This window comes from Amycolatopsis sp. NPDC104587 (genome assembly GCF_055583645.1).
In genome coordinates, this window is record NZ_JBVJNO010000010.1 from 133,983 (window position 1) to 155,515 (window position 21,533).

A 21,533-nucleotide genomic window follows, 5' to 3' on the forward strand; every position below is an offset into this window, starting at 1 on the left:
CCGTTGCTCAGGGCGATGTGAGATTCCCCTGAAGGCGGAGTGACACGACGCCGCGCACCGGCTACTTTGCCGAAATGGTGGGGGATTCCACGGTCGCAGCCGGCGGGGGACGCCGCCCCGGCCGGTTCCCGTCCGCCGTGCTCCTGCAGCGGTGGGCGCTGTGGCGGCTGCCGCGCCGCGGCCAGGTCTGCTACCTCGTCCTGATCGACGTCCTCGCGGTCGCCGCGGTGGTCCTCGCCGCCGTCCGGTTCCCGCCGCTGACCACGATGCTGACGCCGTTCGCGCTGCTCCTGGCCGGGATGCTCGCCTCGGCGGAGCTCGCGCGCCCGATGGAACGCCACCGCGAAGAGACCCTCCTCGGCCCCGGCGTCGACACGGCGTGGATCTTCGCCGGCGTCGTGGTGCTCCGGCCCGGTCTCGCCGTCGCGCTGATCGCGCTCTCGGCGTTGCACCAGTGGGTCCGGGTCCGGAGAAGACCCGTCTACCGGCAGGTGTTCGGCGCCGCGGCGACGGCGCTGGCCGGTCTGGTCGCCGGGGCGTTCCTCACCGCGACCGGCGTCCGGCCGTTCGGCACGGTCCTGGACACCCGCGCGGTCGCCCTGCTCGTCGTCGCCGGGGTGGTGTTCCTCGCCGTGAACGCCGCGCTCGTGACCGCCGCCGACGGCCCCCGCGGCCCCCGTGAAGCCCTGCCGGGACACGCTTTCGATGCCGCGATGACCACGTTCGGCCTGCCGCTGGCCTGGGCCGCCACCGCCGCGCCGCTGCTCGTGCCCCTGCTGGCCGGCGCCACCGTCGTCCTGCACCGCGGCGGGCTGGGCCGCGGCCGCCGCGAGCACGTCACCGTGGATCCCGGCACCGGCGTGCTGACCTCCGCCTCGTGGCGGGGCGCCGCCGAAGCCGAGGTCACGCGCCTCGGCCGGCACGGCCCCGGCCAGGCCGTGCTCCTGCTCGACCTCGACCACTTCCGCCAGCTCAACGACCGCTACGGCGCCCGGATCGGCGACGCGGTGCTGCGCGCGGTCGCCGACACCCTGCGCGACGAGGTCCGCGCCGCCGACCTCGTGGGCCGCTCCGGCGGTGAGGAGTTCGCGGTGCTGCTGCCCGGCACCGGCCGCTTCGACGCGATGGCGATCGCCGAGCGGATCCGGCTCCGGGTCGCCTCGACGCTGGTGGCGCTCAAGGCGTCCGGCGACGGGCCCCAGTTCGTCGGCGTGACGGTGTCGATCGGCGTGGCGGGCTGCGCGGCCGACGAGCCCCTGGCCGACGCGCTCCTGGCCGCGGAGGCGGCGTTGCTGCGGGCCAAGGCGGCGGGCCGGAACCGCACGATCTGCGCGGAGCCGGACCCGGGCTAGCTCATCGCTGACGAGCCTCTATGACTGGCTTGACACTCGGCTCCGGTAACAATCGGTTGCCGTCGAGCGACCAAGAGGCCGACCAAGCCCGCCGCGAAGGGAGCCTGCAACGTGCTCGACCCAGGCGGCTGGCGGTGGCGTCAGCATCAGAAACACGAGAACGCCCGTTCGGTGATCAGGCCGGGACGTCGGCCTGTGGAGCCACGCGTGCTCAGCGTGCGGGCACTGCGCCGGATCGGCTTCGGCGAAGTCTGTCCCGACGCACTCCACGACCAAGCCAACGCAGGTCGCATGTTCAGCGGCTCGGTCACGGCTGCGACGGTGGTCGGGCTGGTGGCGAGCTCGATGGTCCTGGGTGGATTCGGGCTGTTCGCCGCGGTAGGGCTGGTCGCCGGCGGGATCGTCATCGTGCTGCTGCTCAGTATGGCGGGTTTGCTGACCCCGACGCTCGACCTCTTGATCCTGCTGGGTCTGTGGCTTGCGGCGGGTGCCGTCCTGATGACGGAGCAGCGCGGCGCCGCGTTGATGGTGACTCATCTGGTGCCGGTGGCGGTGACCTTCGTCGGCCGATGGAGCCTCCGCGCTCTGGAGTTGGCCTTGCGTATCCCGATCTTCGTACCGGCCGCGCTGGTGATCGTCATCGCCCCGCTGCTCACCGAGGATCCGTGGCATTTCGCTGCCGCGGCGAAGGGGCGGCTGGCATTGCTGGCGCTGTTGTCGATCGTGCCGTTGCTGATGCTGGTGCTCGTGCGGCTGCGAAGGGTGCGGGTAGACAAAGTGTTCGAGCGAGCAGCGGCCACCGTTGCCGAGAACGTCGACGCGGCAGTCGCCCGGGGCGTGGTGACTCTGCACTCGCGATGTCTGGTGAGAGAAAGGTGGCCGGAGAGCCGAAGGCTTGACCGTTACCAACGCCAGGCGTTCGCCCCGCACGCGCTGCCCGGAACGGCCGCTGATCTGGCAAGGCTGGTTGCGTCCGGATTCCGCCGACAGTGTGCTGTCCGCCTCTGCACGCTCATGCTGGGTGTCCTCGCGATCACGTTTGCGCTGATCTACGTCCTCGCCGTCGCGGCGATGCCGGTGCAGCTCGCCGAGACGTGGTCGGGGACCGAAATGACCTATTTCGTGATCGGAGAGTTGGGTCTTTCCCTGCCGCTGTGGCCGTACGCCGGAGTCGCCCTGCTGTTCGCAACTGTGGCTGCAGTGGGCTTCCTTGCTTTCGCGATCACGGAAGAGACATACACGACTTCACTCGTCGACGCCGTGCACGGCCACTTGGCCGTGAAACTGATCGTCGCAGGCGCGCCCTACCTGTTCCACGGCCGCGGACCTGTCACGGCGATCGTTCCGGTCGCGCCAGCCGAAGACAGGCCCAAGAAACCGATCCGGGTCCACAGCAAACGGCGGCGGTGAGCCGGGCTAGCTCATCGTGATCGCATCGAGCTTCTCCCGCAGGTAGTCCGCCGCGATGACCTCGGGGTAGATCCGCCGGCCCAGCGGCGGCGCGAGCGACGTGATCCGCGCGTCGTGGTCGGTCTCGTAGAAGAAGACCAGGGACATCAGGTCCTCGTCGGGCGCCGTCGCCGCCGGCGGGAGGACGCGGTGGCGGGTCGAGCGCCAGCGGTCACCGGTCCAGCGGGCCATCAGGTCGCCGATGTTCACCGTCAGCGCGTCGGGGTGGAACGGCGCGTCCTCCCACTCGCCGGCGGTGTAGACCTGCAGGCCGCCGACGCCGGCCTGGCGGTCGAGCACCGTCACGGTGCCGAAGTCGGTGTGCGGGCCGATCCGGAACTGATCCGGCTCGGGGGCGCCGACGCGGGTCATCGGCGGGTACCAGTTGATGTTGAACGTGTACGTCGGGTGTGCGGTGTGCCGCGTGAAGTGGCTCTCCGCCAGGCCGAGCGCCGCCGCGAAGATCTCCAGCAGGTGGTCCGACAGCGCGCGCATCCGGCGCATGTACTCGGTGGCCGCCTCGGCCAGGCCCGGCACCTCGTCCGGCCAGACGTTGGGCTGGAACCAGAACCCGTCGACCTCGGCGACGCCGATCCGGGTGTCCGCGCCCGCCGAGTAGGACTCCTTGAGGTCCGGCGGGGTCTCGGTGCCCTCGGCGTAGCCGTTGGCCTCGACGCCCGGGGGCAGCCAGCCGCGGCCGCCGACGGTGACGGCGTAGCGCTGCTTGACGTCCTCCGGCAGCGCGAAGAACCGCCGGGCCAGGTCCCGGGTCCGGCGGCGCAGGTCGTCGGCGACGCCGTGCCCGGTGACGAGCAGGAACCCGGATTGCCGCAGCGCGCGGTCGACCTGCCCGGCCACCTCGGCCCGGCCATCGGAGGTGCCCGCGAACCACGGCGAAAGGTCCACGAGCGGAACGGATGACGGCATACCGGCTCCTCGCAAGCGCTGTGCTGGAAAGCACTGTCCTATCCGGACTTTTCGACCCCGATGTCCTCGAACCACAGGTCCGGGCGCGTGCTGATGAACTCCGTCATCAGCGCCGTGCACGCGGGGTCGTCGAGCAGGGTGATCTCCACGCCGAGGCCGGCCAGCCAGTCGTGCCCGCCGTGGAAGGTTTCCGCTTCGCCGATGACAACGCGCCCGATGCCGAACTGACGGACGAGCCCGGAGCAGTACCAGCACGGCGAGAGCGTGGTGACCATGATCGTGTCGCGGTAGTGCGGGCGCCGGCCGGCGTTGCGGAACGCCGAGGTCTCGGCGTGCATCGACGGGTCGTCGTCCTGCACGCGCCGGTTGTGCCCGCGCCCCAGCAGGGTGCCCGCGGTGTCGAACAGGGCGGCCCCGATCGGCACGCCTCCCTCGGCCTTGCCCAGCTCGGCTTCTTCTCGGGCGACGGCGAGCAGGGCGCCAGGGTCGATCGGCATGCGCCACTCTTTCCGCCGGGGGCGGTGCCTGGCAAGTCTTTGACCGCACGGCTGCACCATCCGGCCGATCGAGGACCGGAACTGTCCGCGATGTCTGGCACACTGCCGACCATGTACGGCACTTCGGAACGCCTGCTCAGGCTGCTGTCACTGCTGCAGGCCCGGCGCGACTGGCCCGGCGCCGACCTCGCGACGCGCCTCGAGGTCGACGTCCGCACGATCCGCCGCGACGTCGAGCGGCTGCGGTCGCTCGGGTACCCGGTGCACGCGACACCGGGGGTGGCCGGCGGGTACCGCCTCGGCGCGGGCGCCGCCCTGCCGCCGCTGCTGCTGGACGACGACGAGGCCGTCGCGGTCGCGGTCGGCCTGCGCACGGCCGCGAGCGGCACGGTCAGCGGCATCGAGGAGACGTCGGTGCGCGCGCTGGCCAAGCTCGAGCAGGTGCTGCCGGCCCGGCTGCGGCCGCGGGTGGGCGCCCTGCAGGCGGCGACCGTGTCCCTGCCCGGCGGCGGGCCGACGGTCGACGCGTCGGTGCTGACCGCGATCGCGGCGGCCTGCCGTGACCAGGAGCGGCTGCGCTTCGGCTACGGCGACCGCTCCGGCGCCGAGAGCGAGCGGTCGGTGGAGCCGCTGCGGCTGGTCCACACCGGACGGCGCTGGTACCTGGTGGCGTTCGACCTCGACCGGGCCGGCTGGCGCACGTTCCGCGTCGACCGCATCACCGGCGTCCCGGCGCCGAGCTTCCGGTTCACCCCTCGCGAACCTCCGGCCGAGGACCTGGCCGCGTACGTCTCGCGCCAGATCTCGTCGGCGCCCTACCCGCACCAGCTCGTGCTGCGGGTCGCCGCGCCGGCGGCGGTGCTGGCCCAGCGCGTCCCGCCGACCAGCGGCGCGGTCGAGCCGATCGACGAGCACAGCTGCCGCGTGCGGACCGGGGCGAGCTCGCTCGACGCCGTGCCGTACTACCTCGCCCAGTGGGGTTACGACTTCGTGGTCGAGGAGGCCCCGCCCGGGCTGGTCGAGCGGCTGCGTGAGATCGCCGACCGCTTCGCGCGGGCGGTCGGCTGAAAACCGGATGCCGTCGCTCCGGCCGTGGTGTGTGATCGGGGGCATGGGGATCTTCGTGGACGAGCCGGCCGCGGGGGGCCTGCGCGAGGCTGTGGCCGCGCTGCGCGAGTGGCAGGACGACGCGGCGCCGATGCAGCTGCACCCGGGGGACATCGGCTGGTTCTGGCGGTTCGGCGCGGAAGCGACGGCCGCGGCGGTCCGGACCTGGCGCCGCGACGGCCGGATCGTCGCCGTCGGGCTGCTGGACGGGCCCGGGCTGCTGCGGGTGACGTTCGCGCCGGACGCCCGGGGCGACGAGGAACTGGCGCGGCAGCTGGCGGACGTGCTGCCCCCGGGCAAGGCCGACATCGAGGCGCCGCGGGACGCCGTGGTTCAGGACCTGCTGCCGGCGGCCGGGTGGCGGGCCGACGAGCCGTGGACGCCGCTGCGTCGCTCCCTCGCGGAGCCGGTGGAAGAGCCGGGCGTCCGGATCGAGGTGATCGAACCGGCGCGGGCGTGGGCGCACGCCGCGGTCGTGCGGGCGGCGTTCGCCAAGTCGACGTTCACCGAGGAGCGCTGGCACGCGATGGCTTCAGGTTCGCCGTACGCGGACGCCCGGAGCCTGGTCGCGCTCGACGGCGGTGACGCGGTCGCGGCGGTGACGGTGTGGTCGGCCGGCGCGGGCAAGCCGGGGCTCTTGGAGCCGATGGGCGTGCATCACGACCACCGGGGGCGCGGGCACGGCAGGGCGATCACGCTCGCCGCGGCGGCCGCGCTGCGGGAGCTGGGCTCGTCGAGCGCGCTGGTCTGCACGCCGAGCGCCAATGTCGGCGGGGTCGCGACCTACGCCGCGGCGGGGTTCGAGCCGCTGGCCGAGGTCCGCGACCTGCGCCGGGACGGCTAGGTTTTCTCGATCCGCACCTGGTCGTTTTCGCCGTCGGACAGGAACTTCGCGAGCTCGGCGCCCTCCTCCGCGACGGCGCCGCGGTCGGCCCGGCCGAGGCGGCCCAGCGGCGTGACAATCACGGTTCCGGCGTCGGTCTTCCACGTCGCGGCGACGCGGCCGTCGACCAGGACGACCCGCTCCCCGGCCACCGAGAGCAGGCGATGAGCGTCGTCGATGATGCGGCCGCGGTCGTCGTAGCCGAGGATCGCGTTGTCGAACGCCGGCAGGAACCGCACCGGCGCCGGGGTGTCCGGGTCGGGGCGCGGCGCATCCGGCAGGTCCAGGAGTTCGCGGCCGCGCTCGTCGCGGAAGGCCACCAGCTCCTCGCGCACCGCCTTCACCGCCGCCGGCAACCCGGCCAGACCGCTCCAGGCCCGCAGGTCCGCCGTGGCCGCCGGGCCGAACGCCGCCAGGTAGCGCCGCACCAGGGCCTGTCCGACGGGGTCGGCGCCGTCCGGGGCCGGCGGGTCGACGTCGCGGCCGAGCCAGGCGGCCAGCGGCAGGTTGCGTACGCCGCCCTTCGTGCGCCACAGCCCGCGGGGCGGCAGCTGGGCCGTGGGGATCAGCGCGGCGATCAGCATCTCGCCGAGCGGCCGCGGTCCCGGGTCGGGCCAGCGGTCGCCGACCGCCCGGGCGATCTCGCCCATCGAGCGTGGCTCACCGTCGGCCAGCACGGCCCGGCCCGCCGCCGCGAGCTCGTCGAGGTCGACGCCGTCCAGCTCCCGGCGGTAGGTGCCGAGGACACGCTGGCGCAGCATGCCGTCGAAGCGGGAGCGCCAGGTCAGGACGTCGTCGGCGGTGAGCAGGTGGACGGTCCGGCGCATCAGGTGGGTCCGCACGACCCGCCGTCCGGTCAGCAGGTCCGACAAGCCCGCCGGGTCGAAGGCGCGCAGCCGGGACCACAGCCCGGCGAAGGGTTCCTGCGGTTCCTGCGCCTGCAGGCCGCAGAGGTGCGCGACGGCGTCGTGCGCGGACAGGTCGGCGCGGTCGAGCAGCAGCTGCCGGGCGAGCGTGGCGCGGTTGAGCGCCCGGGTGTCCAGAACGCTCACGTCGACTTCCGGCCGTCGAGCGTCTCGCGCAGGATGTCCGCGTGCCCGGCGTGCTGGGCGGTTTCGGCGATGACGTGCATCAGCACCCGGCGCACGCTCCGCTCTTCGCCCGGCGGGCTCCAGGGCGCCTCCGGCAGCGGGTGCTTCGCGGCCAGATCGGGCAAAGCCGTGATGATCTCCTCGCTGCGCTTCGCGACGTCCTCGTAGCGCGCGACGATTTCGGCCAGGGTTTCGCCGGGCAGCATCCGGAAGTTGTTCTGGTGGTCGATCGCCCACTGCGGGACCTCACGAGCGGTCCCGGCAGCCATGTCCGCCCAGGTCACGCCGTCGGGGAGCGCAAAACTCAGCGAGGCCGGGCCGTCGACGACGAAGCGCAGCCAGCCTTCCTCGATGGCCGCGACGTGCTTGACCAGGCCGCCCAGGCACAGCGCGCTGACGGTGGGCCGGGCGCCGGCCTGCTCGTCGGTGAGCCCGTGCGTCGTCGAGATCAGGGCGCTCCGGGCCGTGGCGAGCTCGGCGACCAGGTCGGCTCGCTCGTCTTCGTTGTTCGGCATACGGCCACTGTGTCAGGAGAAGCGGGCAGAGTGTGTCCGCTATTGCGGACAAGATCGGGTGCTGCCGGAACTTTCGGGCTTCCCGGTTCGACGTTCTGACCGACCGCTCAGTCTGTGACCTGAGTCTCAGGCTTCGCACCGAGCATCCGCAGCACGAGCTCGCCGTACTCCTTGCCGAGCGCGGTCGGCGTCTGGCGCGCCCGGTCGGTGTACCAGCGGGCGACGTCGACCCCGAGCGAGAGCACCGCGCGCGCCGAGATGTGCGGGTCGGAGACGGTGAAGACGCCATCGGCGGCGCCGGCGGTGATGACGTCGCGCACGATCCGCTCGATCCGCCGCCGCAGCTCGGCGACCACCTCGAACTCCTGCTCGGGCAGGGCCTGCAGCTCGTACTGCACGACCCGGGCCACGGTGTGGCGCCGGGCGTGCCAGGCCACGAAGTCCTCGACGATCAGCCGGATCCGCTCAACGGGATCCGACACCTTCGCCACGACGTTCTCCACGAGGGCGAGGGTCTGCTCGTGCCCGTACCGGCTGATGGCGAACAGCAGCGCGGCCTTGGACGGAAAGTGCACGTAGAGCGCGGCCGGGCTCATCCCCGCGGCACCGGCGATGTCCCGTGTGGTGGTGGCGTGGTACCCGCGTTTGGCAAAGGCTTCGACGCCGGCCAGCATCAGCCGCCGAGCGGTCTCGGGCTGAACGTCCGGCCACAGTTCGGCCGACAGCGACATCGTCATCCGGTGATCCTCCCAGATCGCACCGCCCCGAGTGCCGGGCACGAGGGCCAGCCCCGATCGGCCCATTGTAAGCGAGCGCTTTGTCGGCGAACCTGGGGCCAGTTTTGCCGCGGTCAGCAACGGCCGGCTGTCAACTGAGGATCAGTCGTCGACAAAGGCACCCGTCGCACAACACGGTGGGGGAGGGCTCGCGCAGCTCAGCTGACGGCAGTCTGGCCTTCCGGTGGCTGCTCCGGCGCTTTGCCGGAATCGGCGGGATCCTGGTTCTTCGTTGACTTCGCGGACGTGTCGCCGGGTTCAAGGAGCCACCACGCCTCGAAAGACCCCGACAGCAGCAACCACACGCACGTCCCGGCGAGAAGCTGGAGCCTCCAGCCGCCGGGGTCGAACGCGGAGACCACCACCATGGAGTAGACAGCCAGGGACAGCAGGCTTCCCCACAGCTGAAGGCGATCGAAGCCGGAGGGCGTGGTCTTCCGCTCCTCAAAGAAATAAGCGGTCCGATGAACGAGCACCATGACGAGCCCCAGGCCGCCGGCCAAGGCGGCACCGAGCTGCCACGGGTGATCGCCCATCGCCGTGATCATCGCGGTGAGAAGGGGAACGAAGAGCTCCACCAGAGCAGCGACCGCGGCGACGAGCTGTGGTGGTGAAGAAGGTGTTCCTGTCAGGTGACGTACGGACCTCCACTCGGTGAGGGGACGCCTCATATCGCAGTGCGACGCTCGCCGTTCAGGCGATCGACCGGCCCGTCCACTCGCTCGTCGGCGTCGAGCTTCTCGCGCATCGTCGCCGGACGTCACGTGGGCGAAGGCTCGGCGCCCTGTGCAGGCCGGCAGGCCGTGCCGATCGCGATCATCGCGCTGATCCTGCCCGAGTTCTGGAGCTACTGGCGCAGGCTGCTGATCGATGAAGACCGGGCCGGCGGCCGCAAGCGTCCATCGTGGACTTCGACGACCTGGTCGACGGTGGTGAGGTGGGTGCGGTCGTGGGTGACCAGGACCGTCGCGGTGGCCCGCTGGTGGGTGAGGCGGGTGAGGAGATCGATGACGGCGGCGCCGCGTTCGTGGTCGAGGGCGCTGGTGGGTTCGTCGACCAGCAGGACCGTCGGGTCGTTCATCAGCGCGCGGGCGATGTTCACGCGCTGGCGCTGGCCACCGGAGAGCTGGTGCGGGCGGCGCCCGGCCTGGGGGGCGAGGCCGACGGCGTCGAGCAGGTCCAGTGCACGTCCGCGGGCTTTGGCCGGGGAGCGGCCGTTGATCCGCGCCATCACCTGGAGCTGTTCGGCGGCGGTGAGGGCGGGCAGCAGGTTGGGTTGCTGGAAGACGATGCCGATCTTGGTGCGGCGAAGGTCGGCGAGCTCTCCTCGGCGCAGGCCGGTGGCCGGGATGCCGTCGACGACGACGGTGCCGGCGTCGGGGGTGACGAGCGTGGCGGCGACGGCCAGCAGGCTGGACTTGCCGGAGCCGGAGGGGCCGGCGACGGCGGTCAGCTTGCCGCGCGGGACGTCGAGGGTGACCTGGTCGAGTGCGGTGATGCGGGTGTCGCCGTCGGGGTAGGTGAGGGTGATGTCGGTCAAGGTGAGGCTCATCGGGTGCTCCCGAGTGCGGTCAGCGGGTCGACGGAGGTGATGCGGCGGATCGCGAGCGCCGCGCCCGCTGCGCCGAGCAGGACCGTCACGGCGGCCGGGACGAGCACCGTGGCGGGGGTGAGGACGAAGGGAATCGCGGAGCCGGTGAGTGCCACGCCGAGCGCGGCGGCGAGGCCGGTGCCGACGAGCGTCCCGGCGGCGAGCAGGACGACGGCCTGGCCCAGGGCGTCCTGGAGCAGCCCGGCCGTACTCGCGCCCAACGCCTTGAGAATGGCGACGTCGGCGCTGCGCTGGATGGTCCACACGGTGAAGAACGCGCCGATGACCAGCGCGGAAATGGCGAACAGGAGGCCGCGCATCAGCTGCAGGGAACCGTTTTCGGACGTGTAGGAGCCGATCGCGGACAACGAGTCGTCCAGGGAGACCGTCTTGGTGCCGGCCGCGCGGTCGGTGGCCTCGACGGCGGCGTCGGAAGTCGTGGTCAGGGCGATCACGGTCGCGTCGCCGCCGGTCGGCGGGGCGATCGCCCGCCACGTCTCGAGGGTGGTCCAGACGACCGGCGTGTGGCTGAAGGAGGCGTCACCCGACACCGCGGCCACGGACAGCTGCCGTCCGGCCAGGGTCATCCGGTCTCCGGGACGGAGTCCCAGGTCGGCCGCGGCGGACGCGGACAGGACCACGGAGCTCCCGGTGAGCTCACCGCCGCCCGGGGCGAGCGCGGAACCGGCTCGGACACCGAAGGCCGAGACACCGGCGCTCCGGTCACCGGCGGTGGCCTTGGTGGTGGTGATGCCCAGCGGTTCGGCGCCGGCCACTCCGGGTGCGGCGGCCCACTGCCGCCACTGCGCCTCGGTGACCGTGGAGTCGGCGAACGACAGGCCCTGGTCACCGCTGGGCGCGGCGAAGACGACCTTGTCGGCGGGCAGGCCGGTGACGGCGGAGACGTTCTGCCGGCCGAGCCCGGCGGTCAGCCCGGACAGCAGGCCGACCAGGAGGGTGATCAGCACGATGACGGCGGCCATCAGGGCGAAGCGCCCTTTGGCGAACTTCAGGTCTCTCCAGGCAACGAACATGACGTCGATCGTCGCCGCGAACCGGAAGCACGGCATCGGGCGGGGGATGGCATTCACCGGGCCGGAGGACGGCGCGCCGGTTCCACCTTTTGACAGAGGTCCTTCCCGCCGTAGGTCCGTAGCCTGGGAAGCACTGTGAACGCCGCGCCCGCCACGACCCCGCCCAACCGGGTGCTGACCTGGTGCCTGCACCTGCTGCTCGTCGCCCTGCTCGCCCTGGCCGCGGTGCGGGCTGTCACCGGGGAACAGCCCCGCGCGGGCGCGGTCGTCGCGGTGGCCGCGGCCTGCGGAGTGCTGTACGCGGCGGGGCCGCTTCTGCCGCACGTCCGCGCTTCCCGGCGGGTGGCCGCGGGGTGGCTGGGTGTCCTGTGTGCCGGCTGGCTCGTCTTGGTGGTCCTGACCGCCGACGCCGTGTGGGTCGCGTTTCCGCTGTACTTCCTGCAGCTTCACCTGCTTTCGCGCCGAACCGGGCTGGCCGCGGTGATCGCGACGGCGGTGGCCGCGATCGCGGCGTTCGCCGCACACCAGGGCGCATTCAGCCCGGCGGCGGCGATCGGGCCGGCGCTCGGTGCGGCCGTCGCCGTTGCCGTGGTGTGGGGGTACCAGGCGCTGTACCGGGAAAGCGAGCGGCGGCGGCGCCTGATCGACGATCTGACCGCGACCCGCGCCGACCTGGCCGAGGCCCAGCACGAGGCCGGGGTGCTGGCCGAACGGGAACGCCTGGCCCGTGAGATCCACGACACGCTCGCCCAGGGACTGTCCAGCATCCAGCTACTGCTGCGTGCGGCCGGCCGGTCCCTGCCCGAAGGCGCCGAGAACGCCGCCCGCTACGTGGACCAAGCTCGTCAGGCCGCCGCGGACAACCTCGCCGAAGCACGCCGTTTTGTGGCCGCCCTCACCCCGCCGGCGCTCGACGACACCACGCTGTCCGGTGCTCTGGCGCGCCTTTGCGCCACCACCAGCGGCCGGCACCGGATCACCGCGCGTTTCCACCTCGCCGGTGACGCGGCGCCGCTGCCGACCGCGCACGAGGTCGCGCTGCTGCGCATCGCCCAAGCCGCCCTCGCCAACACCGTCCGTCATGCCGGCGCAGCCGCGGTCGAGCTCACGTTGAGCTACGCCGATGACGAGGTCACGCTCGACATCGTCGACGACGGCGCCGGGTTCGACCCCGGCGGCCTGCCGGCGGCCGACCCCGGCGAAGGTGGTTTCGGGCTGGCGGCGATGCGGGCGCGCACTCGAGCCCTGGGCGGCACGTTCGCCATCGAGTCGGCGCCCGGCCAGGGCACCGCCTTGGCCGCGCGGCTTCCCCTCTCCGACGACGCCCGGCGGGAGGTCCGTCCGTGACCGACACCCCGATCCGCCTGCTCCTGGCCGACGACCATCCCGTGGTGCGCGCGGGACTGCGTGCCGTCCTGGAGACCGAGCCCGGTCTCGTCGTGGTCGCCGAGGCCGCGACGGCCGAGGCCGCGGTGGCCCGGGCGGCCGAAGGTGACATCGACGTGGTCCTGATGGACCTGCAGTTCGGCGCCGGGATGAGCGGCGCCGAAGCCACCGCGGCGATCACCGCCCGCGCCGGCGCGCCGCGCGTCCTGGTCGTCACCACCTACGACACCGACGCCGACACGCTGCCCGCCATCGAGGCCGGCGCCACCGGGTACCTGCTCAAGGACGCCGATCCCGACGACCTGGCCGCCGCCGTGCGCACCGCCGCGGCCGGGCGCACCACGTTGGCGCCGACGGTGGCCGACCGGCTCCTCGACCGGATGCGCCGGCCCGCGATCGCGGTGACCAGGCGAGAGATCGAGGTGCTCGCGCTGGTCGCCGACGGGCTGTCCAACCGGGCCATCGCGCAGCGTCTGCACCTCACCGAGGGAACGGTGAAGTCGCACCTGGCCCGCTGTTACACCAAGCTCGGCGTCGACTCACGCACCGCCGCCGTCGCGGCCGCCACCGCGCTCGGCCTCATCCGCCGCTGATCCGCACGGCGACGGCTTGGCGCCGCGCGTCTCGGCCAGGACTCACATCGCCACGACCGCGTTCTTTCCTCCGTCGACGGAAAGCGTTATTCCCTGGATGTAGGAGGCCTGCGGGGAAACCAGGAACCGGATGGCTTCGGCGACTTCTTCGGGCTGGGCGCCGCGGCCGGCCGGGAGGGTGGCGAGGTAGCCGCCGAACATGGCGCGGATGTGCTCGTTGACGCGAGTCAGGACGTAGCCGGGGTCGACGGAGTTGACCCGGACTCCACGGGGGCCGTACTCGGCGGTCCAGGACTTGGTCAGCATGCTCAGGGCGGCTTTCGCCGCTTGGAAAGCGCTGGTTCCGGAAGCGGCCATGGTGGTGCTGAGGCTGCCGACGTTGACGATCGCGCCCCGGCCGCGTTCGGCCATGGCGGGAGCGAACGCGGCGGTCAGCAGGTAAGGCGCTTTGACGTTGAGGGCGAACGCCGTGTCGAACATGTCCTCGGTGGTGTCCTCGGTGGGCGCGAACCCGCCGCCGCCGGCGTTGTTGACCAGGACGTCGACAGTGCCGCCCGCGGTCGCTTCGCGCGTCTCGGAGATGAGCCGGCGGACTTCGGCGGGATCGGCGAAGTCGGCGATCAGGGCGACTGCGCGGCCGCCGGTGGACTCGATTGTCTTGCGGGTTTCGGCGGCCCGGTCGGTGTCGCGACCGCAGACCACGATCGCGTAGCCGTCTTCGGCCAGTTTCAGGGCGGTCTCGCGGCCGATGCCGCTGGTCGAGCCGGTGACCAAAGCCCAGGAGGCCGGTTCGGTGCTGCTCACTGGGAGTTCCGTCCCTTTCAGTTGACGATGAGGACGAGGCGGCCGCGGACGTGGCCGGTTTCGGCGGCGTGGTGGGCATCGGCGATGTCGGCGAGGGGGTAGGTCCGTTCGACCGGCAGCCAGAACTTGCCGGCTTCGATGAGATCGCCGATGGTGGCCAGGGCGTGGAAGGCGTTGCCGTCGGCGAAGCCGTTGCTGAAGTGGACGCCGTGGGCTTCGGCGCCGGCGAAGTCGGCGACGGTGATCACGTTCTTCGGCTCGCCACCGGCGAGCGCGATCAGTTCGGGGAGCACGCCGTTTCCGGCGACGTCGAGGGCGACGTCGACGCCGTCGGGAGCGAGGGCGCGGACGCGGTCGGTCATGCCGTCCCCGTAGACCACCGGTTCCGCGCCCAGGGTGTGCAGGAAGCCGCTGTTGCGGGCGCCGGCGGAGCCGATGACCCGGGCGCCGCGGGCGAGGGCGAGCTGGACGGTCGCGGTGCCGACCCCGCCGGAGGCGCCGTTGACGAACAGCGTGGTGCCGGTGGTGACGTGGAGCTGGTCGAGACCGCGAGTGGCGGTTTCGAGGGCGGCGGGAATGCCGGCGGCGTCGACGAACCCGAGTGACGGCGGGATTTCCGCCCGGAAGCTCAGCAGCGCGTACTCGGCGGCGGCGGCTTGGTCGTCGGAGATGCCGAAGATCCGGTCGCCGACGGTGACGTCGGTGACACCGTCGCCGATTTCGTCGACGATGCCGGCCACGTCGGCCCCCGTGGTTTGCGGCAGGGTGGCGCCGAAGCTGAGTTCGCCGGAGCGGATTTTGGTGTCGCTGGCGCTGATCCCGGCCGCACGGACCCGGATGCGGACCTGGCCGGGTCCGGGGTGCGGGTCGGGCAGATCCACGAGTTCGAGGACTTCGGGGCCGCCGTACTGCTTGAACTGCGCTGCTTTCATGGTGATGGTCTCCGGTCAGACGTCGCGGCTGCTGGGGGTTTGCTGGGTGTAGTCGACGTCCCAGTCCTCGACGCCGATGGCGATGATGCGCTGGGGGTGGACGCGGATCATCGCGTTGTCGTGGTGGCCGGGGGTTTCGACGTCGGAAATCGCCTCGGCGTGGCCGCGGATCTCCAGGGAGCGGACTCGCCAGGGGTCCGTGCTGGGGACGTCGTCGATGACGAGCGCGATGCGGCCGTTGTCGGCGACGTTGCGGAACCGGCGGCTCTTGCGGAGGTTGAGCCCCATCAGGTCGATGGTCTGCGTGTCGGGGTTGTAGGTGAAGCCGACCGGGCTGACCTGGAGGGTGCCGTCGGGCTGGGCGGTGGCGACGCGGCACAGGGGCTGGTCGTCGAGATAGTGGATTTCCTTGTCGGTGAACATGCGTCTCCTCGGAGCCGGTGTCGTGGAAACTTCACGAGCTTGACTTACCGACGTTATATTAACTTACTGTTGGTAAGTCAAATGTCGGCCGGTAAGGTCCTCGACCGTGACCCAAGACGTCTTCTGGCTGCGGGACGAGGCGCCACGACCGCCCAGGCGCAACACGCCGCTCACGCTGGAGCGGATCATCGCGGCGGCGATCGCCGAGCTCGACGCGTCGGGTGTGGAGCGCTTGACGATGCGCAGGCTCGCCGAGCGGCTCGAGGTGACGTCCACCGCGCTCTACTGGCACGTCTCGACCAAGGAAGACCTGCTCGATCTCGCGCTCGACCACGCCGTCGGCGAGGTGCCGCTGCCCCCACCCGGCTCGGCACCCCGGACCGGCCTGCGGACGCTGCTCATCGGCTGGCGCGCCGCGATGCTCGCTCATCCGTGGTCACCCGCGCTGCTCGGTCGTCCGCTGCTGGGGCCCAACGTGCTGGCGCGCACCGAGTTCATCCAGGCGATGCTCGTCCGGTCCGGGCTGACCGGGCTCGACCTGGCCGCAGCGACCAGAACGCTCGCGGGCTTCGTGCTGGGGGCGGCGATGGCGGACGCCACCTGGCGCCGGCTGGACGACCCGGCCGCGATCGCCAAGGTCCGCGCGCACATCCTCGCGTCCGCCGAGCGCTATCCGACGCTCAGCACGTCCGGGTTCGTCGATGCCGGCTGGCCGGACGACGAGCTGTTCGCCTTCGGGCTCGACCGGGTGCTCGACCAGCTTCTCGCCGGGACCTGATCGGGGCCGGAGGACATCGGCGAGGTGCCGCCCCGCGCCCGGTCCGTCCGGACAAGCGGCACGCCGGCACCCGCCGGCAGCGGACGAAGCATGCGCACGCGGGACGTCATGGGCGAGGACCTCGGGGGGCCGGTGTGGTGCTGAACTGGCCCTGCCAGCTGGCCTGGGCGCCGGAATCGCCGATGCGGTAGATGTCGTAGAACGTCGCGCCCGCGGCCACCACGGCCAGGACCGAGAGCACCACGGTGACCGCGGTGGATGCCGGGGCGAGGAACGGGCGACGGCGGGTGGCGACCGCTGCCGACTTCGGGTCAGCCGCCCGGGGCGCGAGACTTTCGCGGTGACGCCACCACACGACGAGCGCGAGCAGGGCGACCGGGATCGCCGCCCAGATCGCCGTGTCGCCGAGCTCGGTGTGGGTGCGGACCAGCGGGGTCGACGCGACGCGGCGTTCGAGCCATTCACCGGCGTCCGTGGTGATCGGGACCAGAACCACGACCAGGACGGCCAGGATCGCGTTCGGACCGGCCAGTTTCGCGCGAGCGGCGGGCCACAATGCGCTCAGCACCAGCAGCAGCGCGGCCAACGGCAGCAGGACGACGATCGCGTGCACGAGCAGGATGTGGGCGGGCAGGCCGTTGAGGGTGGTCATCATGTCCTTTGTGGAGTGTGGTGGGATCGGCCGGGGGAAAGGGGTTCAGGCGCCCGGGCGAGCGCCGCCACCTCGTAGCCGGGTGCGCGCGTGGCGACCCAGCGGGCGACGTTCCCGCCGCGGGCGAACGCCGCCGTGGCGTACACGTCGGCCCACAGCAGGGCCGGACCCGTCACCGTCACCGAGAGCAGGTTGCTGGTGCGCAGCCCGGTGTGGGGGTCGACGATGTGGGCGCCGCGAGCGGCCGTGCCGGACGTCGCGATGCCGCCGGTGCGCAGGTCGAGGACGGCGAGGAAAACGGCCGGGTCGGCGGGGTCTTCGACGCCGACCCGCCAGGCCGGGGAACGGGCGGTGTTGAGGCGGGCGGTGATGTCGCCGCCGGCGTTGAGGTAGTGGTCGTACCCGCGCAGCCGGGTGAGGTGGGCCGCGGCTCCTTCGGCGGCCCAGCCCTTGACCAGGCCGGACGGGTCGAAGCCGCCGGGGAGCCGCCACGGGTCGAAGTAGCCGTCGGTGCGTTCCCGGGCCTGTTCGCAGAGTCCGACCACCTCGGCGACCCAGGGGTGCCACTGCTCGCGGGGGAGCTCGCCGCGTCGGATGGCCGTGACCTGGCTGTCGGCCCGGTAGGTGCTGAACAGCTCGTCGGCGGCGCGCAGGTGCCCGAAGACCGCGGCGACCGCCGGCTCGACGGCGGGGTCGGAGTCCACCCGCGTGCCTCGGAGGTGGAGGCTGACCTGGGTGCCCATGGCCGGCCGGGTCCACGATCGGCGGTGCCGGTACGCGGCAGTCACCGGTGGGCCTGGTCGATCGCCGACTGCAGGGACTGCTGATAGCCCTCGGACGTGTACGTCGCGCCGCTGACGGTGTCGATCTGTGCGCTCTGGGCCTGCAGCGTCTCCTGGTTGAGCTCGGGCACGGCGGCGGAGTTGATCCGGACGTCGCGGCCGCTCTCCTGGGGGTACTGGACGGCCTGGGCATCGGTGATCTTGCCGCCGGTGACGGTGATCTGCACCTGGACTGGACCGTAGCGGGTGTCCGCGGCTTCACCGGTGAAGGTGCCGGCGCCACCGGGGGTGCCGCCGGACACCGTCGGGCTCGTGGTGTGGGGCGGCTGTGCGCCACCGAGCGGGCGCGCCGCGGTGACCGGCGTCGAGCCGGTGCTCGTGCGGTAGCTGAACAACAGCACGACGATCGAAACCGTCGCGGCGAGAGCGATGGCGATCCGGCGCATCGGAAGTCCTTTCCTACCAGGCGAACCGCTCGGCGTGGACGCGGTCGGCGGGGACACCGGCGCGGCGCGCGCTGTCGAGCACGGCGCCGGTCCAGGCGTCGGGGCCGCAGACGTAGATGTCGTGCTCGGCGATGTCGGGCACCAGGTGGCGCAGCACCTGCTCGTCGGGCACCGGCGCGTAGCCGGTGGGCAGCCAGGACGCGCGGTCGCGGGCCCGGCGGCCGAGCAGGTAGTGGATCCGGACACCACGGCGGGCGGCCAGGTCTGTCAGCTCCCGGCGGAACAGCAGGTCCGCCGGGCGGCCGGCGCGGTGGAACAGCACGGCTTCCCCGGGGCGATAGGGGAGTTCGTCCAGGAGCGCGCGCATGGGCGTGATCCCGATGCCGGAGGCGAACAGTGTGATCTTCCGTCCTTTGCGGACAGTCCCGGTCAGCCGGCCGTACGGGCCTTCGAACAGCACGGGCGTGCCGGGGAGCAGCTTGGCCAGCCGGCGGCTGCCCGCGCCGAGGTCCTTCGCCGTGATCCGCAGCCGGTGCCCGTCCGGAGCGGCCGAGAGGGAGAACGGCTTGCCGCGCGTCCAGCCCGGCCCGGAGACGAACCGCCAGACGAAGAACTGGCCCGCCGCCACCGGCAACCGGTCGAGGTCACGGCCGGTCAGGTAGACCGAGACGACGCCGCGGCCCTCGGGCTCCACCTGCTCGACGACCAGCCGGTGCCGGAGGTTGAGCCACCCCGGCAGCCCGAGCCGGAACACGAGCACGGCGCCCGCCGCCGACGCGTAGGCGGTCCACCAGAACGCCGTGGCCGCCGGCGAGGGGGTGAAGTCGGCGCCGGTCCACAGCTGGTGCGGCAGCGCCAGGCCGGCGCCGAGGTAGGCGTAGAGGTGCAGCAGGTGCCAGGACTCGTACCGCAGGCGGCGGCGGGCCGCGCGCACCGACGTCACGGCGACCATGGCCAGCGCGGCCGTTCCCGCGGTCGCCAGGAGCATGCCGGGGTAGGTCGTGACCAGCGCCCACGCCTCGGAGACCACACCGGAACGATCGGCCGCCGCGTACCCGAGGGTGATGAACACGAGGTGCGCGGCCAGCAGCGTGATCGAGGTGAACCCGGTGAGCCGGTGGCGGCGGGCCAGCTCGTCCTGGCCGTAGCTGCGCTCCACCCAGGGGATGCGCGCCATCAGCAGCACCTGCAGCAGCAGGAGGTCCGCCGACACCAGCCCGGTGAGCCGTCCGGCCGAGGTGAAGAAGTCGGTCCCGAGGTCCTGCAGGCCGCGTCCGGACACCCAGAGCGCGACCACGAAGAGGACGCTCAGCCAGGCGGTCAGCCCGGCGGCGTCGCGCCACCACGCGCGGATCGCGGGCCGCGCGGCGTGGCGGGCGACGAGAGTGGCGGACATCGGGCTCCTCGGGTGATCGTTCTCCGGTCCACCCTCCCCGAGCCCGGTTAGCCGCCGACGTGACCAGGGTGAGAACTGGGTAAGAGAACATCGGCGCCGACGGTGAAGCCGACCACCGCGCCGCCGCCCGGCCGCGGCTCGGCGAACACCGATCCGCCGTGGGCCTGGGCGATCTCGCGCACGATGGCCAACCCGAGGCCCGACCCGGGCAGGCCGCGGGCGCCGTCGGCCCGGTGGAACCGGTCGAACACGCGTGCCGCGTCCGCTTCGCCGATACCGGGGCCGCGATCGAAGACCTGGATCCGCCCGTCGCGCACTTCTACTTCGATCGGGCCGTCCGGGGCGAACTTCACGGCGTTCTCCAGCAGGTTCGTCACCGCGCGCTCGAGTGCTTTCGCCTGCCCGGTCAGCGTGGTGGCGTCGGCATCGACGGTGATGGCGCGTCCTGAGCGGTGCCGGACCCGGCCGGCGGCGCGCTCGACGAGCTCACCCAGCTCGACGGGTGCGGGCTCCTCGGCTTCGTAGCGGTGGGTGGCGAGCTCGACGAGCTCGTCGATCAGGTGGGTCAGCTCGCGGGTTTCCCCGTCGACGTCGTCGAGCAGCCGGGCGCGGGCATCGGGGCCGAGCTCGGCGAACCGGCGCAGGACACTGGCGTTGGTGCGCAGGCTGGTGAGCGGGGTCCGCAGCTCGTGCGCGGCGTCCTGGACCAGGCGTTCCTGGTCGGCGCGGGCGTCGGCGAGGCGGCCGAGCATGCGGTCGAACGACGTCGCCAGGCGTCCGACCTCGTCCCTGCCACCGGTCGGGACGGCGACGTCGTCGAGGCGGCCGTCGCTGACCTGCTCGGTCACGTCGGTCAGGCGGACCAGCCGCCGGGTGATCTGGCGGGCGAGCAGCCAGCCGGCCAAGGCCGCGACGACCAGGACCAGGGCGCTGACGCCGGTGATGCGGGCGGCCAGGGCGCTCAGGACGTGCCGGGACTCGTCGACGTCGATGCCGAGCTGGATGGCTCCCCGGCCCGGCCCGAGGGCGACGGTGATCACGCGGTAGTCGTCGCGGCCGGCGGTGAAGTCCCAGTAGCGGTGGTCGCCGAGGGAGCCGGTCGCGGCGAGGGTCCGGTCTTCGTCGGCGACGGGCAGGCTCACCGGGCGACCGCCGACCGGCCGGGTCGTCTCGTCCGGCTCGAGGGACTGCGCGGCCATCGGCTGGGCTTCGTCGTGGTCGTCGTCATCGGGGCCGCGGGTGACCGGGCTCGGGGCCAGGACCTGGGTCGCGCCGGCCGCGACTTCCGCCGAGGTCGTGAGCAGCGACCGGTCGAGTTCGGCGTCGATGCGTTCGGAGGCGGCTTGGTAGCTCAGGACGCCGACGAGGATCGCCGCGGCGGCGCCGACGCCGGCGAACGCGATCGCGAGCTTGCTGCGCAGGTTCATGCCGGCCGCACCGAGTAGCCCACGCCGCGGACGGTGTGGATCAGGTCCGCGGCGCCGGCCTGTTCGAGCTTGCGCCGGAGGTAGCCGATGTAGACGGCGAGGTTCTTCGAGTCCGAGCCGAACTCGTAGCCCCAGATCCGCTGGTAGATCGTGGTGCGGTCGAGCACGATGCCGGCGTTGCGGACGAGCAGTTCCAGCAGGTCGAACTCGGTCTTGGACAGGGTGATCTCGGTGCCGTGCCACCAGACGCGGCGGGCGGCGGGGTCGACGGCCAGCTCGTCCAGCCGCAGCGTGCGCCGAGCTTCCGGCTCGGCCGAGGTGCGGCGCAGCAGGGCTCGCAGCCGGGCGAGGAGCTCGTCGAGCTCGAACGGCTTGGGCAGGTAGTCGTCGGCGCCGGCGTCCAGGCCGGCCACTCGGTCGGGGGTTTCGACCCGCGCGGTCAGCATGAGGATCGGGGTGCGGTCGCCTTCGGCGCGCAGGACGCGGCACACCCCGAGCCCGTCGACACCGGGCATCATGACGTCGACGATCAGCACGTCGAACTCTTCGCGCCGGGCCGTGGCCAGCGCGCTCACGCCGTCGGTCACCTCGGTGACGGCGTAGTTCTCCAGCTCGAGCGCGCGCACGAGCGATTCGCGGATCGCGCGGTCGTCGTCGGCGAGCAGGACACGGTGCGGCATGTCCGCCATCAT

Annotated in this window: 24 protein-coding genes; 7 read left to right on the plus strand and 17 right to left on the minus strand. The window is 72.5% G+C overall.

All coding sequences use genetic code 11. The features are described 5' to 3' along the window. Window positions 1-74 precede the first annotated feature (74 nt). A complete protein-coding gene (locus tag ACZ61C_RS30360) occupies window positions 75-1,352 on the plus strand; it encodes a GGDEF domain-containing protein (protein ID WP_465311261.1) in 1,278 nt (425 codons plus the stop codon). Window positions 1,353-1,559: 207 nt separating this feature from the next. Further along, the gene (locus tag ACZ61C_RS30365; RefSeq protein ID WP_465311262.1) at window positions 1,560-2,762 is read left to right on the plus strand and encodes a hypothetical protein; all 1,203 of its coding nucleotides are present in this window, start codon (window positions 1,560-1,562) and stop codon (window positions 2,760-2,762) included. Between the two features lie 6 nt (window positions 2,763-2,768). Here ACZ61C_RS30365 and ACZ61C_RS30370 read toward each other — a convergent pair whose 3' ends face one another. Together ACZ61C_RS30370 and ACZ61C_RS30375 are read right to left on the minus strand one after the other, a co-directional pair. Further along, window positions 2,769-3,728 carry an isopenicillin N synthase family dioxygenase gene (locus ACZ61C_RS30370; protein ID WP_465311263.1) on the minus strand — a complete coding sequence of 320 codons (960 nt, stop codon included), beginning with the start codon at window positions 3,726-3,728 and terminating at the stop codon, window positions 2,769-2,771. Window positions 3,729-3,766: 38 nt separating this feature from the next. Next, window positions 3,767-4,225: a nucleoside deaminase gene (locus ACZ61C_RS30375; protein ID WP_465311264.1), complete on the minus strand. Its 459-nt coding sequence runs from the start codon at window positions 4,223-4,225 to the stop codon at window positions 3,767-3,769. Between the two features lie 111 nt (window positions 4,226-4,336). Between ACZ61C_RS30375 and ACZ61C_RS30380 the strand changes: the two genes are divergently transcribed. Both ACZ61C_RS30380 and ACZ61C_RS30385 read left to right on the plus strand, forming a co-directional pair. Continuing rightward, window positions 4,337-5,293, plus strand: a complete 957-nt coding sequence (locus ACZ61C_RS30380) for a helix-turn-helix transcriptional regulator (protein WP_465311265.1) — start codon at window positions 4,337-4,339, stop codon at window positions 5,291-5,293. Window positions 5,294-5,336: 43 nt separating this feature from the next. After that, window positions 5,337-6,176 carry a GNAT family N-acetyltransferase gene (locus ACZ61C_RS30385; protein ID WP_465311266.1) on the plus strand — a complete coding sequence of 280 codons (840 nt, stop codon included), beginning with the start codon at window positions 5,337-5,339 and terminating at the stop codon, window positions 6,174-6,176. Here ACZ61C_RS30385 and ACZ61C_RS30390 read toward each other — a convergent pair. The 6 genes from ACZ61C_RS30390 to ACZ61C_RS30415 all read right to left on the minus strand — a co-directional run bounded on the left by ACZ61C_RS30390 (window position 6,173) and on the right by ACZ61C_RS30415 (window position 11,222). Beyond that, a complete protein-coding gene (locus tag ACZ61C_RS30390) occupies window positions 6,173-7,267 on the minus strand; it encodes a winged helix DNA-binding domain-containing protein (RefSeq protein WP_465311267.1) in 1,095 nt (364 codons plus the stop codon). The two genes, ACZ61C_RS30385 and ACZ61C_RS30390, sit on opposite strands and share 4 nt — an antisense overlap. Beyond that, complete coding sequence (locus ACZ61C_RS30395) at window positions 7,264-7,821, minus strand: DinB family protein (protein WP_465311268.1); 558 nt, start codon at window positions 7,819-7,821, stop codon at window positions 7,264-7,266. Before ACZ61C_RS30395 ends, ACZ61C_RS30390 begins: the two co-directional genes overlap by 4 nt. 107 nt (window positions 7,822-7,928) lie before the next feature. After that, window positions 7,929-8,558, minus strand: coding sequence for a TetR/AcrR family transcriptional regulator (locus tag ACZ61C_RS30400; protein ID WP_465311269.1), 630 nt, complete (start codon window positions 8,556-8,558; stop codon window positions 7,929-7,931). 197 nt (window positions 8,559-8,755) lie between these two features. Continuing rightward, window positions 8,756-9,175, minus strand: coding sequence for a hypothetical protein (locus ACZ61C_RS30405; protein ID WP_465311270.1), 420 nt, complete (start codon window positions 9,173-9,175; stop codon window positions 8,756-8,758). A 269-nt stretch (window positions 9,176-9,444) separates the two neighbouring features. Then, window positions 9,445-10,149, minus strand: coding sequence for an ABC transporter ATP-binding protein (locus tag ACZ61C_RS30410; RefSeq protein WP_465311271.1), 705 nt, complete (start codon window positions 10,147-10,149; stop codon window positions 9,445-9,447). Continuing rightward, entirely contained in the window at window positions 10,146-11,222 is a 1,077-nt protein-coding gene (locus ACZ61C_RS30415; protein WP_465311272.1) for an ABC transporter permease, read from the minus strand. The genes ACZ61C_RS30410 and ACZ61C_RS30415 overlap by 4 nt, the downstream gene beginning before the upstream one ends. Before the next feature lie 135 nt (window positions 11,223-11,357). Here ACZ61C_RS30415 and ACZ61C_RS30420 point away from each other — a divergent pair, with 135 nt between their 5' ends. Both ACZ61C_RS30420 and ACZ61C_RS30425 read left to right on the plus strand, forming a co-directional pair. After that, window positions 11,358-12,569: a sensor histidine kinase gene (locus tag ACZ61C_RS30420; RefSeq protein WP_465311273.1), complete on the plus strand. Its 1,212-nt coding sequence runs from the start codon at window positions 11,358-11,360 to the stop codon at window positions 12,567-12,569. Then, the gene (locus ACZ61C_RS30425; protein ID WP_465311274.1) at window positions 12,566-13,201 is read left to right on the plus strand and encodes a response regulator; all 636 of its coding nucleotides are present in this window, start codon (window positions 12,566-12,568) and stop codon (window positions 13,199-13,201) included. Before ACZ61C_RS30420 ends, ACZ61C_RS30425 begins: the two co-directional genes overlap by 4 nt. 42 nt (window positions 13,202-13,243) lie before the next feature. On the opposite strand, the gene ACZ61C_RS30430 is transcribed toward ACZ61C_RS30425, so the two are convergent. From ACZ61C_RS30430 to ACZ61C_RS30440, 3 genes are read right to left on the minus strand one after another with little or no spacing between them, the layout of a single operon-like run. Further along, window positions 13,244-14,005, minus strand: a complete 762-nt coding sequence (locus ACZ61C_RS30430; protein ID WP_465311275.1) for an SDR family NAD(P)-dependent oxidoreductase — start codon at window positions 14,003-14,005, stop codon at window positions 13,244-13,246. Between the two features lie 17 nt (window positions 14,006-14,022). After that, the gene (locus ACZ61C_RS30435; RefSeq protein ID WP_465311276.1) at window positions 14,023-14,937 is read right to left on the minus strand and encodes an NADP-dependent oxidoreductase; all 915 of its coding nucleotides are present in this window, start codon (window positions 14,935-14,937) and stop codon (window positions 14,023-14,025) included. A 15-nt stretch (window positions 14,938-14,952) separates the two neighbouring features. Further along, a complete protein-coding gene (locus tag ACZ61C_RS30440) occupies window positions 14,953-15,360 on the minus strand; it encodes a PPOX class F420-dependent oxidoreductase (protein WP_465311277.1) in 408 nt (135 codons plus the stop codon). Between the two features lie 106 nt (window positions 15,361-15,466). Between ACZ61C_RS30440 and ACZ61C_RS30445 the strand changes: the two genes are divergently transcribed. Then, window positions 15,467-16,138 carry a TetR/AcrR family transcriptional regulator gene (locus ACZ61C_RS30445; RefSeq protein ID WP_465311278.1) on the plus strand — a complete coding sequence of 224 codons (672 nt, stop codon included), beginning with the start codon at window positions 15,467-15,469 and terminating at the stop codon, window positions 16,136-16,138. 106 nt (window positions 16,139-16,244) lie between these two features. Here ACZ61C_RS30445 and ACZ61C_RS30450 read toward each other — a convergent pair whose 3' ends face one another. From ACZ61C_RS30450 to ACZ61C_RS30475, 6 genes are read right to left on the minus strand one after another with little or no spacing between them, the layout of a single operon-like run. Beyond that, a complete protein-coding gene (locus tag ACZ61C_RS30450; protein ID WP_465311279.1) occupies window positions 16,245-16,790 on the minus strand; it encodes a DUF2231 domain-containing protein in 546 nt (181 codons plus the stop codon). Beyond that, window positions 16,790-17,533: an FAD:protein FMN transferase gene (locus ACZ61C_RS30455; protein WP_465311280.1), complete on the minus strand. Its 744-nt coding sequence runs from the start codon at window positions 17,531-17,533 to the stop codon at window positions 16,790-16,792. The genes ACZ61C_RS30450 and ACZ61C_RS30455 overlap by 1 nt, the downstream gene beginning before the upstream one ends. Before the next feature lie 41 nt (window positions 17,534-17,574). Next, window positions 17,575-18,018 carry an FMN-binding protein gene (locus ACZ61C_RS30460; protein WP_465311281.1) on the minus strand — a complete coding sequence of 148 codons (444 nt, stop codon included), beginning with the start codon at window positions 18,016-18,018 and terminating at the stop codon, window positions 17,575-17,577. 13 nt (window positions 18,019-18,031) lie between these two features. Continuing rightward, window positions 18,032-19,414: a ferredoxin reductase family protein gene (locus ACZ61C_RS30465; RefSeq protein WP_465311282.1), complete on the minus strand. Its 1,383-nt coding sequence runs from the start codon at window positions 19,412-19,414 to the stop codon at window positions 18,032-18,034. Between the two features lie 47 nt (window positions 19,415-19,461). Further along, window positions 19,462-20,841 carry a sensor histidine kinase gene (locus ACZ61C_RS30470; protein WP_465311428.1) on the minus strand — a complete coding sequence of 460 codons (1,380 nt, stop codon included), beginning with the start codon at window positions 20,839-20,841 and terminating at the stop codon, window positions 19,462-19,464. Beyond that, window positions 20,838-21,530, minus strand: a complete 693-nt coding sequence (locus ACZ61C_RS30475; RefSeq protein WP_465311429.1) for a response regulator transcription factor — start codon at window positions 21,528-21,530, stop codon at window positions 20,838-20,840. The genes ACZ61C_RS30470 and ACZ61C_RS30475 overlap by 4 nt, the downstream gene beginning before the upstream one ends. Window positions 21,531-21,533 lie beyond the last annotated feature (3 nt).

What these genes read in the sequence shown, in the direction of transcription:
- ACZ61C_RS30360 (WP_465311261.1), top strand. Translation starts at nt 75, where the DNA reads ATGGTGGGGGATTCCACGGTCGCAGCCGGCGGGGGACGCCGCCCCGGC.
- ACZ61C_RS30370 (WP_465311263.1), bottom strand. Translation starts at nt 3,728, where the DNA reads ATGCCGTCATCCGTTCCGCTCGTGGACCTTTCGCCGTGGTTCGCGGGC.
- ACZ61C_RS30375 (WP_465311264.1), bottom strand. Translation starts at nt 4,225, where the DNA reads ATGCCGATCGACCCTGGCGCCCTGCTCGCCGTCGCCCGAGAAGAAGCC.
- ACZ61C_RS30380 (WP_465311265.1), top strand. Translation starts at nt 4,337, where the DNA reads ATGTACGGCACTTCGGAACGCCTGCTCAGGCTGCTGTCACTGCTGCAG.
- ACZ61C_RS30385 (WP_465311266.1), top strand. Translation starts at nt 5,337, where the DNA reads ATGGGGATCTTCGTGGACGAGCCGGCCGCGGGGGGCCTGCGCGAGGCT.
- ACZ61C_RS30395 (WP_465311268.1), bottom strand. Translation starts at nt 7,821, where the DNA reads ATGCCGAACAACGAAGACGAGCGAGCCGACCTGGTCGCCGAGCTCGCC.
- ACZ61C_RS30400 (WP_465311269.1), bottom strand. Translation starts at nt 8,558, where the DNA reads ATGACGATGTCGCTGTCGGCCGAACTGTGGCCGGACGTTCAGCCCGAG.
- ACZ61C_RS30410 (WP_465311271.1), bottom strand. Translation starts at nt 10,149, where the DNA reads ATGAGCCTCACCTTGACCGACATCACCCTCACCTACCCCGACGGCGAC.
- ACZ61C_RS30415 (WP_465311272.1), bottom strand. Translation starts at nt 11,222, where the DNA reads ATGTTCGTTGCCTGGAGAGACCTGAAGTTCGCCAAAGGGCGCTTCGCC.
- ACZ61C_RS30435 (WP_465311276.1), bottom strand. Translation starts at nt 14,937, where the DNA reads ATGAAAGCAGCGCAGTTCAAGCAGTACGGCGGCCCCGAAGTCCTCGAA.
- ACZ61C_RS30440 (WP_465311277.1), bottom strand. Translation starts at nt 15,360, where the DNA reads ATGTTCACCGACAAGGAAATCCACTATCTCGACGACCAGCCCCTGTGC.
- ACZ61C_RS30450 (WP_465311279.1), bottom strand. Translation starts at nt 16,790, where the DNA reads ATGACCACCCTCAACGGCCTGCCCGCCCACATCCTGCTCGTGCACGCG.
- ACZ61C_RS30455 (WP_465311280.1), bottom strand. Translation starts at nt 17,533, where the DNA reads ATGGGCACCCAGGTCAGCCTCCACCTCCGAGGCACGCGGGTGGACTCC.
- ACZ61C_RS30460 (WP_465311281.1), bottom strand. Translation starts at nt 18,018, where the DNA reads ATGCGCCGGATCGCCATCGCTCTCGCCGCGACGGTTTCGATCGTCGTG.
- ACZ61C_RS30465 (WP_465311282.1), bottom strand. Translation starts at nt 19,414, where the DNA reads ATGTCCGCCACTCTCGTCGCCCGCCACGCCGCGCGGCCCGCGATCCGC.
- ACZ61C_RS30470 (WP_465311428.1), bottom strand. Translation starts at nt 20,841, where the DNA reads ATGAACCTGCGCAGCAAGCTCGCGATCGCGTTCGCCGGCGTCGGCGCC.
- ACZ61C_RS30475 (WP_465311429.1), bottom strand. Translation starts at nt 21,530, where the DNA reads ATGGCGGACATGCCGCACCGTGTCCTGCTCGCCGACGACGACCGCGCG.